This window comes from Klebsiella sp. P1CD1 (assembly GCF_003790505.1).
GTDB classification, from domain to species: Bacteria; Pseudomonadota; Gammaproteobacteria; order Enterobacterales; family Enterobacteriaceae; genus Klebsiella; species Klebsiella variicola.
This window is the reverse complement of record NZ_CP033631.1, coordinates 5,170,090-5,183,577: the sequence shown is the minus strand read 5'-3', so window position 1 is coordinate 5,183,577 and position 13,488 is coordinate 5,170,090. Positions and strand designations below refer to the sequence as shown.

Annotated in this window: 16 protein-coding genes; 9 read left to right on the top strand and 7 right to left on the bottom strand. The window is 57.2% G+C overall.

Annotated features, from left to right (window positions below; genetic code table 11):
• Nucleotides 1-269: 269 nt before the first annotated feature.
• From rpsF to rplI, 4 genes are read left to right on the top strand one after another with little or no spacing between them, the layout of a single operon-like run.
• Nucleotides 270-665: a 30S ribosomal protein S6 gene (gene rpsF / locus DTA24_RS25590; protein ID WP_008807174.1), complete on the top strand. Its 396-nt coding sequence runs from the start codon at nucleotides 270-272 to the stop codon at nucleotides 663-665.
• A gap of 5 nt (nucleotides 666-670) precedes the next feature.
• Entirely contained in the window at nucleotides 671-985 is a 315-nt protein-coding gene (gene priB / locus DTA24_RS25585; protein WP_002885722.1) for a primosomal replication protein N, read from the top strand.
• A gap of 4 nt (nucleotides 986-989) precedes the next feature.
• Nucleotides 990-1,217 carry a 30S ribosomal protein S18 gene (rpsR, locus tag DTA24_RS25580; RefSeq protein ID WP_000135199.1) on the top strand — a complete coding sequence of 76 codons (228 nt, stop codon included), beginning with the start codon at nucleotides 990-992 and terminating at the stop codon, nucleotides 1,215-1,217.
• Between the two features lie 41 nt (nucleotides 1,218-1,258).
• Nucleotides 1,259-1,708 carry a 50S ribosomal protein L9 gene (gene rplI, locus DTA24_RS25575; RefSeq protein WP_008807173.1) on the top strand — a complete coding sequence of 150 codons (450 nt, stop codon included), beginning with the start codon at nucleotides 1,259-1,261 and terminating at the stop codon, nucleotides 1,706-1,708.
• 108 nt (nucleotides 1,709-1,816) lie between these two features.
• Here the strand turns inward: rplI and DTA24_RS25570 are convergent, their stop codons facing one another.
• On the bottom strand, nucleotides 1,817-2,488 hold the full coding sequence (locus DTA24_RS25570) for a LysM-like peptidoglycan-binding domain-containing protein (RefSeq protein ID WP_012543105.1): 672 nt from the start codon (nucleotides 2,486-2,488) through the stop codon (nucleotides 1,817-1,819).
• 218 nt (nucleotides 2,489-2,706) lie between these two features.
• Between DTA24_RS25570 and fklB the strand changes: the two genes are divergently transcribed.
• On the top strand, nucleotides 2,707-3,327 hold the full coding sequence (gene fklB, locus DTA24_RS25565; protein ID WP_002886687.1) for an FKBP-type peptidyl-prolyl cis-trans isomerase: 621 nt from the start codon (nucleotides 2,707-2,709) through the stop codon (nucleotides 3,325-3,327).
• Between the two features lie 305 nt (nucleotides 3,328-3,632).
• Entirely contained in the window at nucleotides 3,633-5,036 is a 1,404-nt protein-coding gene (gene cycA / locus DTA24_RS25560) for a D-serine/D-alanine/glycine transporter (RefSeq protein WP_008807170.1), read from the top strand.
• Nucleotides 5,037-5,099: 63 nt separating this feature from the next.
• On the opposite strand, the gene ytfE is transcribed toward cycA, so the two are convergent.
• From ytfE to DTA24_RS25540, 4 genes are all read right to left on the bottom strand, one after another.
• Nucleotides 5,100-5,762 carry an iron-sulfur cluster repair protein YtfE gene (gene ytfE, locus DTA24_RS25555; protein ID WP_008807169.1) on the bottom strand — a complete coding sequence of 221 codons (663 nt, stop codon included), beginning with the start codon at nucleotides 5,760-5,762 and terminating at the stop codon, nucleotides 5,100-5,102.
• An 82-nt stretch (nucleotides 5,763-5,844) separates the two neighbouring features.
• Nucleotides 5,845-6,816 (bottom strand): DMT family transporter, encoded by a 972-nt coding sequence (locus tag DTA24_RS25550; protein WP_012969105.1) that lies wholly within the window; start codon nucleotides 6,814-6,816, stop codon nucleotides 5,845-5,847.
• 76 nt (nucleotides 6,817-6,892) lie between these two features.
• Entirely contained in the window at nucleotides 6,893-7,717 is an 825-nt protein-coding gene (locus DTA24_RS25545; RefSeq protein WP_012543102.1) for an AraC family transcriptional regulator, read from the bottom strand.
• A 77-nt stretch (nucleotides 7,718-7,794) separates the two neighbouring features.
• The gene (locus DTA24_RS25540) at nucleotides 7,795-8,643 is read right to left on the bottom strand and encodes an SDR family oxidoreductase (RefSeq protein ID WP_012969103.1); all 849 of its coding nucleotides are present in this window, start codon (nucleotides 8,641-8,643) and stop codon (nucleotides 7,795-7,797) included.
• Nucleotides 8,644-8,733: 90 nt separating this feature from the next.
• Here DTA24_RS25540 and DTA24_RS25535 point away from each other — a divergent pair, with 90 nt between their 5' ends.
• Nucleotides 8,734-9,105 (top strand): winged helix-turn-helix transcriptional regulator, encoded by a 372-nt coding sequence (locus DTA24_RS25535; RefSeq protein WP_012543100.1) that lies wholly within the window; start codon nucleotides 8,734-8,736, stop codon nucleotides 9,103-9,105.
• Between the two features lie 386 nt (nucleotides 9,106-9,491).
• Here the strand turns inward: DTA24_RS25535 and cpdB are convergent, their stop codons facing one another.
• Nucleotides 9,492-11,435 carry a 2',3'-cyclic-nucleotide 2'-phosphodiesterase gene (gene cpdB / locus DTA24_RS25530; RefSeq protein ID WP_012543099.1) on the bottom strand — a complete coding sequence of 648 codons (1,944 nt, stop codon included), beginning with the start codon at nucleotides 11,433-11,435 and terminating at the stop codon, nucleotides 9,492-9,494.
• A 192-nt stretch (nucleotides 11,436-11,627) separates the two neighbouring features.
• Between cpdB and cysQ the strand changes: the two genes are divergently transcribed.
• On the top strand, nucleotides 11,628-12,371 hold the full coding sequence (gene cysQ / locus DTA24_RS25525; RefSeq protein WP_012543098.1) for a 3'(2'),5'-bisphosphate nucleotidase CysQ: 744 nt from the start codon (nucleotides 11,628-11,630) through the stop codon (nucleotides 12,369-12,371).
• On the opposite strand, the gene DTA24_RS25520 is transcribed toward cysQ, so the two are convergent.
• Nucleotides 12,361-12,918 carry a YtfJ family protein gene (locus DTA24_RS25520; protein WP_008807162.1) on the bottom strand — a complete coding sequence of 186 codons (558 nt, stop codon included), beginning with the start codon at nucleotides 12,916-12,918 and terminating at the stop codon, nucleotides 12,361-12,363. The two genes, cysQ and DTA24_RS25520, sit on opposite strands and share 11 nt — an antisense overlap.
• 323 nt (nucleotides 12,919-13,241) lie before the next feature.
• On the opposite strand from DTA24_RS25520, the gene DTA24_RS25515 reads away from it, so the two are divergent.
• Entirely contained in the window at nucleotides 13,242-13,448 is a 207-nt protein-coding gene (locus DTA24_RS25515; RefSeq protein WP_002886707.1) for a DUF1107 domain-containing protein, read from the top strand.
• Nucleotides 13,449-13,488 lie beyond the last annotated feature (40 nt).

Below are 13,488 nucleotides of genomic sequence, written 5' to 3'. Positions count from 1 at the left end.
GTGTAATCGCTGCGCGTTCGTCGCATGGCGACCTTTTCTGATGCAGTCGTTCAAAAAAATGCCGCTTCCTTTATTGGTTAATTTTAAATCACCCACTTAGCGCCACTTGGCGCTTAGTGCGAATTATTTGTGCAAATCCGCTTGTGTTCCTGGGGGGGCGCCATTAGAATGACGCGTCAATTTTTCAGCCGCCCTTTAACACGTTCCTTGCCTCCATGGGCCGCGGCTGACCCAGACAGGAGGCTGAATAATCCGTAAGGAGCAATTCGATGCGTCATTACGAAATCGTTTTTATGGTCCATCCTGACCAGAGCGAACAGGTTCCGGGCATGATCGAACGTTACACTGGTGCAATCACTGCAGCAGCAGGTACGATCCACCGTCTGGAAGACTGGGGCCGCCGTCAGCTGGCTTATCCGATCAACAAACTGCACAAAGCTCACTACGTTCTGCTGAACGTTGAAGCGCCGCAGGAAGCGATCGATGAGCTGGAAACTAACTTCCGCTTCAACGACGCCGTTATCCGCAGCATGGTAATGCGTACTAAGCACGCTGTTACCGAAGCATCTCCGATGGTTAAAGCGAAAGACGAGCGCCGTGAGCGTCGCGAAGATTTCGCCAACGAAACCGCAGATGATTCTGAAGCTGGGGATTCTGAAGAGTAATCCTGATGACCAACCGTCTGGAGCTGTCCGGCATTATTTGCAGGACTCCACTTCGTAAGGTCAGCCCGTCAGGAATTCCTCACTGCCAGTTCGTGCTTGAGCATCGTTCAGTGCAGGAGGAAGCCGGTTTTCACCGGCAGGCATGGTGTCAAATGCCCGTTATTATTAGCGGTCACGAAAACCAGGCCATTACTCACAGTATAACGGTCGGTAGCGCAGTAACCGTTCGAGGGTTCATCTCTTGCCATAAGGCAAAGAACGGCTTGAGCAAAATGGTTCTGCATGCCGAGCAGATTGAATTGATAGATTCTGGAGACTAGCCATATGGCACGTTATTTCCGTCGTCGCAAGTTCTGCCGTTTCACCGCGGAAGGCGTTCAAGAGATCGACTATAAAGATATCGCTACGCTGAAAAACTACATCACCGAAAGCGGTAAGATTGTCCCGAGCCGTATCACCGGTACCCGTGCAAAATACCAGCGTCAGCTGGCTCGCGCTATCAAACGCGCTCGCTACCTGTCCCTGCTGCCGTACACTGATCGTCATCAGTAATCGGTCACGGTCCATTAATACGACTTTGAGAGGATAAGGTAATGCAAGTTATTCTGCTTGATAAAGTAGCAAACCTGGGTAGCCTGGGTGATCAGGTTAACGTTAAAGCGGGCTACGCTCGTAACTTCCTGGTCCCGCAGGGTAAAGCTGTTCCTGCTACCAAGAAAAACGTTGAATTCTTCGAAGCACGTCGCGCTGAACTGGAAGCCAAACTGGCTGACGTTCTGTCAGCTGCTGAAGCTCGTGCTGCGCAGATCAACGCCCTGGAATCCGTAACCATCGCGTCCAAAGCTGGCGACGAAGGTAAACTGTTCGGTTCCATCGGTACTCGCGACATCGCTGACGCTGTTACTGCAGCAGGCGTTAAAGTTGCTAAGAGCGAAGTTCGCCTGCCGAACGGCGTTCTGCGTAACGTTGGCGAGCACGAAGTGGACTTCCAGGTTCACAGCGAAGTATTCGCTAAAGTTATCATCAACGTGGTTGCTGAGTAATCGGCCTCTGACGTTCTGGTAACAACAAATCGCCGGCCTTGTGCCGGCGTTTTGCTTTTTAGCGCCTTTCATTTTGCGGCGGCGTAACGCTTGCTGTCGTCTTCTCCGCTATCGCGCACGCACAAAGCTGCCGTTCGACTGGCGGGTAAACAACACCTGCTGGCCGTTGCCGGTATCGATAGTGAGGCCGGTGACTACGCCGTTGGCGTTCTGCCGAATTTGCACCGTCTGTCCGCTCTGCAACGTGCTTAATGGTTTGCCAGCGCCTTCAACCTGCGCCATCGCGTAGACGTCGGTGGCCGGCAGCCCATGATCGCGGAACAGCTGGGCCAGGGTTTTGCCTGACTCGATGCGATAGGTCCGCCACTGCTGCTCAATGCCCGGTGCGGACTGCTGCTGCGAGGATTGATACGGTTGGGAAGCAGGCTGCTGCGTCTGCGCCTGATCTGGCTGCTCGTCCTGAATCGGCTCCGGGGCGACGGGCGCCATCTGATCGGCATCGCTCACGGTCGGCGTATTGGTGATCGGCGGGAGCGGAACGGCCTGATTGCCGCCAGCTTGCGGCTGGGACTGTGACTGCAGGTTCAGATTCGCTTCACGGCTGGTGGAGGCCGGGCTTTGGTTATCGTCGGCGGGGAGCAGAATACCGATAATGACTAACAGGAAGCCAGCGATGATACCCCGGCGGTGCATCGGAGGCAGCGGGTCCAGGAGGCGAAAATCATCCGGAGCGTGCCAGATTTTCGCCAGAATAGATGTCAGTTCAACGCGCCCGGGCATGGCTTTCCTCCTGCTCCGCATATTTTTATCCTGCCTATGAGTATAGATGGCTAACGTCCTGATGACCGGAACAAAGTAAAGTTAACCTGCTGCCACCTATTGTTTCTGTTTCGCTGAGATTTGTCATCATCCGCCGACAAAGTTTTACCCATTTCGCTATGGCTGTTATGCTTTCGCACGCTTTTCTCTTGATGTTTATCACCCAAAAAGGAACAACGATGGCAACCCCAACTTTTGACACTATCGAAGCGCAGGCAAGTTACGGTATCGGCTTGCAGGTTGGACAACAGCTGAGCGAATCCGGCCTGCAGGGGCTGCTGCCGGAAGCGCTGGTGGCGGGTATCGCCGATGCGCTGGAAGGTAACCAGCCGCAGGTGCCGGTGGAAGCCGTTCACCGCGCGCTGCGTGAAATCCACGAGCGCGCTGACGCCGTACGCCGCGAACGTTTCCAGGCCATGGCCGCCGACGGCCAGAAATACCTCGATGAAAACCGCGAGAAAGAGGGTGTGAATAGCACCGAATCTGGTCTGCAGTTCCGCGTACTGACCCAGGGCGAAGGCCCGATCCCGGCACGTACCGACCGCGTACGCGTGCACTACACCGGCAAACTGATCGACGGCACCGTCTTCGACAGCTCCGTCGCCCGTGGTGAGCCAGCTGAATTCCCGGTGACCGGCGTGATCGGCGGCTGGATTGAAGCGCTGACCCTGATGCCGGTCGGTTCTAAATGGGAACTGACGATCCCGCACAACCTGGCCTACGGCGAACGCGGCGCTGGCGCGTCGATTCCTCCGTTCAGCACCCTGATCTTCGAAGTTGAACTGCTGGATATTATCTAAACAGCAGAGGCTTCCTCTTCCCCTGAGGTGGGGGAAGCCGCAAAAATAGCGTAAAATCCTTAAGTTAAAAATTAATTAGAATTATGTTTTGCATTCATCGCGTATGGGTGTATTTTTGTGAGCTATTTCGCGGTGGATGAGTGATATAACACTCACTTTAAACATAAAATTAACATTATATCTAAATCATAGTATTCATCCCTCCGATTCTTACCTAATATCGACTAGCCCTTGCTGGGGTTAATGACAGACGACGGGCCATCAGAGCCTGAACAACACAGACAGGTACAACAGGAAGAAATCACATGGTAGATCAGGTTAAAGTCGCTGCTATTGAGCAGGAGCCGACTGAACAATCGCTACGGCGAAATCTCACAAACCGACATATTCAGCTGATTGCGATTGGCGGGGCGATCGGCACTGGGTTATTTATGGGTTCTGGCAAAACTATCAGCCTTGCCGGGCCATCTATTATTTTTGTTTATATGATTATCGGTTTTATGCTGTTTTTCGTTATGCGAGCCATGGGCGAATTACTGCTGTCGAACCTCGAATATAAATCCTTCAGCGATTTTGCGGCCGATCTGCTGGGGCCGTGGGCGGGTTACTTTACCGGCTGGACCTATTGGTTCTGTTGGGTCGTCACCGGAATGGCGGACGTAGTGGCGATCACCGCCTACGCGCAGTTCTGGTTTCCCGGACTCTCCGACTGGGTCGCCTCGCTGGCGGTGATCCTGCTGCTGCTGGGCCTGAACCTGGCCACCGTCAAAATGTTTGGCGAAATGGAGTTCTGGTTCGCGATGATCAAAATCGTCGCCATTGTGGCGCTAATCGTCGTCGGCCTGGTGATGGTCATGATGCATTTCAAATCGCCGACCGGCGTCGAAGCCTCTTTCGCCCATCTGTGGAATGACGGCGGCTGGTTCCCGAAAGGGCTGAGCGGCTTCTTTGCCGGCTTCCAGATTGCGGTGTTCGCCTTCGTGGGGATTGAGCTGGTGGGGACCACCGCCGCCGAAACCAAAGACCCGGAGAAATCCCTGCCACGGGCGATTAACTCCATCCCGCTGCGTATCATTATGTTCTACGTCTTCGCGCTGATTGTGATTATGTCGGTGACGCCGTGGAGCTCCGTGGTGCCGAGCAAGAGCCCGTTCGTTGAGCTGTTCGTGCTGGTCGGCCTGCCGGCGGCGGCGAGCCTGATCAACTTTGTGGTGCTGACTTCCGCAGCCTCCTCGGCCAACAGCGGCGTGTTCTCTACCAGCCGTATGTTGTTCGGTCTGGCGCAGGATGGTCAGGCGCCGAAGATGTTCGCCAAGCTGTCGAAGCGTGCGGTGCCGGCGAAGGGTTTAACCTTCTCCTGCATGTGCCTGCTGGGCGGTGTGGTCATGCTGATGGTCAACCCGAGCGTGATTGCCGCGTTCACCATGATCACCACGGTGTCGGCGATCCTGTTTATGTTCGTCTGGACGATTATCCTCTGCTCTTATCTGGTCTACCGTAAAAAGCGCCCGCAGCTGCATGAGAAGTCCAAATACAAGATGCCGCTGGGCAAATTCATGTGCTGGGTGTGCATGGCCTTCTTCGTCTTCGTACTGGTGCTGTTGACCCTGGAAGATGATACCCGTGAAGCGCTGATGGTTACCCCGCTGTGGTTTGTTCTGCTGGGCGCGGGCTGGCTGTTTGCCGGCAAAAAACGTCTGGCGAAATAAAAAAGGCCACCCGGAGTGGCCAAAGTAAGACGGACAATGTCGAGGGCGCCTGCGGGCGCCTTTTTATTTTCCGGCAAGGGCGCGCGGGAACAGTACGTTATTTTCCAGACTGATGTGCTCCATCAGATCGTCAATCATCTCGTTGATACCGTTATACATCGCCTTCCAGGTGGTGCAGGCTTCCGGCGGCGGCGTCACGTTATGGGTGATGTGCTTAATGACCTCCAGCAGTTCACCCGCTTCATCGTGCTCGCTTTCCATTACGCTGATCGGCCCCCCGGCCTGGGTGCCCATCCCCTGTTTGATCATCGGGAACAGGATCTGCTCCTCTTTCATCATGTGGCTGGAGAGTTCCTGATGCAGCATGGTCAGGTATTTGGTCAGCCCTTTCGGCACGTTCGGTTTATCGGCGTGGACACGTTCAACCTTGGTGGCCTGCAGGATCAGCTCCGGCAGCTGTTCGCGGTGCCGGTCGTGATAGCGGACGATGATATGGTCGATAATCTCCGGGAGGGGCGCCGCGCGCCAGTCGCGGGAGAGGGGCTGCTCGGCCAGTTTCGCCAGCTCGGCTTCAATCACCGCGACATCCAGCGCTTTCCGCGATGCGGCGCGCGCCAGGGTCTGTTTGCCGCCGCAGCAGTAATCCATATCGTATTGACGGAACAGGGCGGAGGCGCGCGGGATGGTCAGCGCCAGCTCGCCTAAAGGTTGGTCACGGAAAGCCATAGCAGTTACCTCGTCATCAGGAATATAAGATGTATTTTAAATGCATCTTTTTGGCGAGGGAATACCCCTTAAGGAGGCCTGGCTACTTTTTTTCGTCCGTCAGCGGCTGCAGCATCGGTTTTTCCGGTCTGGCGCGTACGGCGGAGACCACGCCGAGCACCAGCAACAGGATCCCGCTCAGGGTCAGCAGCGGCGGTAAACTTTGCCGCAGCAGGAAGGTATACAGCAGCCCGGCCAGAGTTTCGAAGACGATCAGCGGCCCGAGGATCACCGTCGGCAGCCGCTGGCTGGCGATATTCCAGCACAGCGCGCCGACCCATGAGCAGAGCACCGCGATGGCCAGCATCAGCGTAATGAACACCGCCGGGCGCGGGCCGAAGGGCAGGGGAAACCCGGCCTGCTGGCCGTGCAGCCAGGCGCAGGCGGCGAGATAGCCGGCCAGCGAAACCGGAAGCGTGACCAGTGCCTGAGCGGTAGCCCACATCATCGGCGGCTGATGCGGATTTTCCCGCAACCAGCGGGCGTTGCGCAGGGCATACCAGGCCCAGCAGGCCACCGATCCCAGCGCCAGCGCGATGCCGGAGCCGTAGCGCCACGGGCTAAAATCAGGCAGCCCCTGGCGCAGTTCTGCGACGTTAACGCAGATCAGGCCCACGGCGATGCAGACCAGCGCCGGAAACAGACGCCGCCACGGCAGCTTTCCGTCGCGCTGGCTGTAGAGCAGATTGGCGAACACCGGCAAGACCACCGGCAGCGTGCCGATAATCATGGTGGAGACCGGCGCCCCGGTGCGCTGAATGGCGCTGGCCAGGCAGGCGTAATAGATAAGATTTCCCATCATCGTCAGGCCCAGCGCAGTCCACCAGTCGTTGCGGCTCAGCTGGCGCAAACGCGCGCGCCCGAGCCACGCCAGCGGCAGGGCGATCAGGCCCAGCGCCAGATAGCGCCCCATCGACTGCAGCATCGCCGGGTACTCTGGCACCAGCAGAGGCCCGACAAAAATTAATCCCCACATCAGCCCCGCCAGCAGGGCGTACAGCACACCACTAATCATCATTGCATCCGTTTTCATCACTGTTGGTCTGCAGTGTAGAAGGGGGCCGGGCAGGAATATTGTATGAGATTGCGCATTAGCGCCTGGCGACCTGCTTCTGATAGCGTACCGGCGTAATGCCGTAACGCAGGGTGAAGGCGCGGGTCAGGTGGGACTGGTCGGTGAGGCCGACGGCTATCGCCACTTCGGCGGCGGGCATACCGTGGGTGAGAAACGCTTTGGCGCGCCACAGACGGATGGCCATCAGCATCTGATGGGGCGTCACGTGATAGTGGGCTTTAAACTGGCGCTGAAAGTGGTATGGGCTAAGCGCCGCCACCTGCGCTAGCTCGTCGAGGGTGATGGGGCGCATATAGTTATCGTGCAGGTAGTCGCGCACCCGGTCGAAGCGATGCCCGGCCTCACCCTGCGCAGAGGCATGGTGGGCCAGAGGGCGGAAGGCGTCGATGAGGTCGAGCAGCAGTCCCTGCTGTGCCAGCGGATCGTCGCTATGCCACAGGCCATAAATCAGCTGGCCAATCTGTCGGGAACGCAGGGGATCCTCGCGGACCACCTCGCTGAACCACCAGTCGCGCACCCCGGTGATGGCTTCCAGACGGTCCGGCTCCAGATAAATCATCCGGTAGCGCCAGCCGTCAGCGGTTTCCGCTTCGCCGGTATGCAGCTCGTCGGGATTCATGGTGACAATGGCGTTCGCGGCGGCGATATGCTGGCTGCCGCGGTAGCGAAAGCGTTCAGCGCCTTGCTCAATCACGCCGATACCGAAGGCTTCGTGGGTATGGGGTTCAAAGGCGTAGCGAGAGATATGGGCGTGGTAAAGCTCCACCCCGGGCAGCTGTTCGAGATGGCGAAAGCGCGCGCGGTCTTTTTCATCACTAAATTGGGGTGGTACGCCCTGCATGCCTGCCTCCCGACGGTTATCCCTTCAATATGAGAGAGGAACCGCCGGGACGCAACCGCAAAAGCTGACAGGGGTGGTTACAGAATGCCTTTCACGCTTTCAGCAAGGGAGGTGGTCGGACGGCCGATCAGCGTACTCAGGGTGCGGCTGTCGTCAAACAGCCCGCCTTTCGACGCGCCGACATCGGAATCCGCCAGCATATCCGCCAGACCCGCCGGCAGACCGACGCTTTTCAGCGCGGCGGCGAAATCGGCTTCGCTGAGGTTCTGGTAGACCACGTTTTTTCCGCTTTGCGTGCTCAGCTCAGCAGCCAGGTCGCTCAGCGTCCAGGCGTTATCACCCGCCAGTTCGTAAATCTTCCCTTCATGGCCTTCACCGGCGATAACGCGGGCGGCAGCGGCGGCATAATCCGCGCGGGTGGCGGAGGCAATTTTACCCTCGCCGGCGGCGCCGATAAACACGCCATGCTCCAGCGCCGGCGGTGCGCTGGCCAGATAGTTTTCGGTATACCAGCCATTGCGCAGCAGGGCGTAAGCGATACCAGAGTCGGCCAGCATCTGCTCGGTTTCAATATGCTCTGCGGCCAGGCCCAGCGGCGAGGTGTCGGCGTGCAGCAGGCTGGTGTAGGCGATGAATGTCACCCCAGCGGCTTTGGCGGCGTTGATGACGTTGCGGTGCTGAACGGCGCGCTGACCGACTTCGCTGGAGGAGATTAACAGCAGTTTATCCACGCCCTGCAGCGCGGCGGTTAGTGCCGCTTCATCGCCGTACTCGGCCTGACGGACAACGACGCCCTGCTGGCTGAGCGCCTGGGCTTTGGCCGGGTTGCGGACAATCGCCACAATCTGGCTGGCAGGGACGGTTTTTAACAGGTCTTGCAGAACGTAGTGGCCAAGCTGGCCGGTGGCACCGGTAAGGGCGATCATGAGTCTTCTCCTTCGTGTTTAGTGGCAGTTGTGGTAAGCTAACACCTTAACTAACTTTTAGTAAGTACGTACAAAAAGGTAAGTGTGAAAATGGCCGAACCGACGCTGAGCGAGAAACTGCGCAACGGCAACCTGTTTGCGGAACAGTGCCCGTCGCGCGATGTGCTTAAACATGTCACCAGTCGCTGGGGCGTGTTGATTCTGGTGGCGCTGCGCGAGGGGACCCATCGCTTCAGCGATCTGCGCCGCAAAATGGGCGGGGTCAGCGAAAAGATGCTGGCGCAGTCGCTGCAGGCCCTGGAGCAGGATGGTTTTATCGACCGCGTCTCTTATCCGGTGGTACCGCCACACGTTGAATATAGCCTGACGCCGCTCGGCCTGCAGGTGAGCGAGAAAGTGGCGGCGCTGGCGGACTGGATCGAGAGCAATCTGCCTGCGGTGTTGGCTAACCACGGGGAGTGAAAATGTATCACTCCCTGTAGCCCCGCCACCGGGGAGATGTACCCGGATAGCGGCTGGCGCCTTATCCGGGCTACCCGTCAGCCTCGGTTTGTAGCCCCGGTAAGCGCAGCGCCACCGGGGAGATATTCCCGGATAGCGGCTGGCGCCTTATCCGGGCTACCCGTCAGCTCCGGTTTGTAGCCCCGGTAAGCGCAGCGCCACCGGGGAGATGTACCCGGATAACGGCTGGCGCCTTATCCGGGCTACCCGTCAGCCCCGGTTTGTAGCCCCGGTAAGCGCAGCGCCACCGGGGAGATATTCCCGGATAGCGGCTGGCGTCTTATCCGGGCTACCAGCCAGCCCCGGTTTGTAGCCCCGGTAAGCGCAGCGCCACCGGGGAACAGGCATTACTTGCTCAAATCCAGCTGATAAATGGCGAAGCCGATATCATCGGTGGCCACCTGGCGCATTGGATACTGTGCTTTCTCTTTGATAAACGCCGCGGCTTTGTCGCCTGGCGAGGTCTCAAAACGAATATCCAACGGCGTGTTGCTGTGGATCGGCGCCAGACGCCAGTTGTTATCCGCCGCCGGATGGATCGCGCCATCCTTCTTCGATTGCGCGCCTATCCACGCCGCCAGCACTGAACGGTTTTCATCCGGTGAGGCAAAGGCGATATGGCTCTCACCGGTGCCGGCGAATTTGCCGCCGTAAGCGCGATAGTTATTGGTCGCGACCAGGAAAGTGGCCTGCGGATCGACAGGTTTACCGTTAAAGGTCAGGTGCTTAATACGCTCTGCCTGCGGATGGATCATCTGACATTCGCCGTCGTAGCGGGCCGGCTGGGTGACGTCAATCTGGTAGTTCACCCCGTCAATGACGTCGAAGTTATAGGTGCGGAAGCCGTCCCAGTTGATCAGCGACTGCGGCTTGCTGCTGGCGGGATCGATCTGGTTAAACTGTCCTGCGGAGCACTCCAGCCACTCCTTGACCTCTTTCCCGCTGACCTTCATCACCACCAGGGTGTTGGGGTAGAGATAGAGGTCGGCGGCATTGCGGAAGGTTAGTTGGCCTTTCTCCACTTCGACAAAGCTCGCCGGATCGTTTTTACGTCCGCCGACTTTAAACGGCGCGGCGGCGGAGAGCACCGGCAGCTTCGCCAGATCCGGATCGCCCTGAATATAGTGTTCTACATAGGCTTTCTGCGCCATGTTGACCACCTGCACCGTCGGGTCGTCCTGCACCAGCGCCAGATAGCTGTACATGTTGTCGGCGGACTTGCCGATCGGCTTGCTGACGAATTCGCGAGTGGCGTCGTGGTCGGCTTTCAGCACCGCCACCAGCTTGCCGTCTTCGGCCGCCAGCGATTTCTTCGCCACCGCGTCATAGATTGGCCGCGCTTCCGCTCTACTCTGAGTTACCTGCCATTTGCCGCTGTCGTTGTTCAGCACCAGATCAACCACCCCGAGATGATCGCCCCACATTCCCGGCATCACCGCCGGTACGCCGTTCAGCGTCCCTTTGGCGATATCCGCGCCTTTGATGTTGGCGAAGTCTTTGCCCGGGAACACCGCGTGGGCATGGCCGAACATAATGGCGTCCACGCCGGGCACCTGGCTTAAGTAGTAGACCGAGTTCTCGGCCATCGCCTGATACGGGTCGGCGGAGAGGCCGGAGTGCGCGACCACGACCACCACATCAGCGCCTTTCGACCGCATCTCCGGGATATATTTGCGCGCGGTTTCGGTAATGTCGTTGACCGTCACTTTACCGCTGAGATTGGCTTTATCCCAGGTCATGATCTGCGGCGGCACAAAACCGATATAGCCGATGCGCAGGGTGTGGGATTGACCGTCGCTGTCCACGACCCGGGTATCCTGGATCAGGTACGGCGTAAACATCGGTTTGCCAGTTTTGGCATCGATGATATTGGCGTTCACGTAGGGGAATTTCGCCCCGGCCAGCGCCTTATGCAGGAAGTCGAGGCCATAATTGAATTCATGGTTGCCCAGGTTGCCGACGGCGTAATTCAGGGTATTCATCGCCTTATACACCGGATGCACATCGCCTTCTTTCAACCCTTTCGCGGCCATGTAGTCGCCTAACGGGCTCCCCTGGATAACATCCCCGTTATCCACCAGCACGCTGTTTTTCGCTTCTGCCCGCGCCTGTTCGATCAGGGTGGCGGTACGGACCAGGCCGAATTTCTCCGTGGCGGCATCTTTGTAATAGTCAAAGTCCATCATATTGCTGTGCAGATCGGTGGTTTCCATGATCCGCAGGTCGACCGTCGCGGCGTTGACGCTGGCGGCGATCAGCGTGGCCAGGAGCGTTGCGCTAAACTTAATCATCAGAGGCGTCCTTTTTTTATGAGCGATAGCACAGTAGAAAATGTATTTATATTCTGTTGCTTACAGAAATGTGAATCTTGCCAGAAAAGCGGGCAGAGAAACCGCCATCGTTATCACAGATAGCGGAACTCGCGGTGATGCGATATAAATAAAACAACGAGTTAACGCCACTGTAACCAGACGAGGTGGAGAATGTTAGAACAAGTATGTCAGCTTGCACGGAACGCGGGCGATGCCATCATGGAAGTCTACGATGGAAACCAGCCGATCAACGTCGCCAGCAAGAAAGATGATTCTCCGGTCACGGCGGCGGATATCGCAGCGCACAACGTCATCATCAGCGGTCTGAAAGCGCTGGATCCTGACACCCCGGTTCTTTCCGAGGAGGACCCGCCGGCCTGGGAGGTACGTCAGCACTGGCAGCGCTACTGGCTGGTCGACCCGCTGGACGGCACCAAAGAGTTTATTAAGCGTAACGGCGAATTCACCGTCAATATCGCGCTGATCGAAAACGGCAAGCCGACACTGGGCGTGGTTTATGCGCCGGTGATGAAGGTGATGTACAGCGCGGAAAAAGGCAAAGCGTGGAAAGAAGAGTGCGGGGTGCGCAAGCAGATCCAGGTCCGCGATGCCCGTCCGCCGCTGGTGGTGATCAGTCGCTCTCACGGTAACGATCCGGAGCTGCAGGAGTACCTTGAGCAACTGGGCGAGCATCAAACTACTTCTATCGGATCTTCGCTGAAGTTCTGCCTGGTGGCGGAAGGCCAGGCCCAGCTCTATCCGCGCTTCGGGCCGACCAGCACCTGGGACACTGCCGCCGGCCACGCGGTCGCGGTGGCCGCCGGGGCGCATGTTCACGACTGGCAGGGCAAAACCCTCGACTACACGCCGCGTGAATCCTTCCTCAACCCAGGCTTCCGGGTCTCTATTTATTAAGCAATTTATGCAGCAGGTCGATGACCTGCTGCACCTCCTGCTGGGTCAGCGCACCGTCTTTGGCCCACTTTACGCGACCGTCCTTATCCAGCACCACGATCGCGGAACTCTTCTCGTCCAGTTGCCAGGCTTTACGCACCAGCCCGTTGCTGTCGACGATAAACTGCGACCATGGAAAAAGCTTTTTATTACTCTCAATGCTGCTGCGCACGAACATGCCGGTGCCCGGAATGGCATCGTCGGTGTTAACGATGGTGGTAGTCTGGTAACGATCGTGCGGGAAACCTGCCGCTTTAATCGCCTCGATCAGGTTGGCATTTTTCTCTTTGGCTGACGAGCGACCGGCAATGTGCTGGATAACTCGCACTTTTCCCACCAGCTGCGAGCTGTTCCAGTTTTTATAGCTAAACTTATCCTTATCCAGAATGAGTTCTCCCCGATCCGCGACGCCGACCGGCGCCACACGCTGGCCGTCGACGAAGTTATGCGCTGTGGCCAGCAGCGGGAGAAGCAGTAACGAGGCGGCCAGTATGCTACGTAGGGTCATGCGTAATCCTTAATCATTTTTATGCAGGTGATCCGACCACTTGGTCTCGTTTAATCATAAGTGCGATTGGCGGCGATTACCCGCAATGAGGATGCCAGTTTGCGTGTTGACGCACAAATTAGTAGAAAAATGGCGACTTATACTTACTTCATCGTATGTCCGAAACGAAAATTCTGAATTATTGTCATCAAACGGTAAATAAACTTATACACACTGGGTCCCTCTGAGATTCTGGACTATAGTTTTAGGGCATTAAAATTTGCGCTCCCGATACGTGGGCTAACTGTGGCACCACAGGAGCGTAACCTTGGCAGGAGAGAAGAATGAAAATTTTCCAACGCTACAATCCGCTGCAAGTGGCGAAGTACGTGAAGATCCTGTTTCGTGGACGGTTGTACATCAAGGACGTTGGCGCATTTGAATTTGATAAGGGCAAAATCCTTATCCCGAAGGTCAAGGACAAGCTGCATCTGTCAGTGATGTCCGAAGTCAATCGTCAGGTGTTGCGTCTGCAAACTGAGATGGCATAACCTGAAACGTAGCAGTACGTAGTAGGTAAAAGACGGCTCC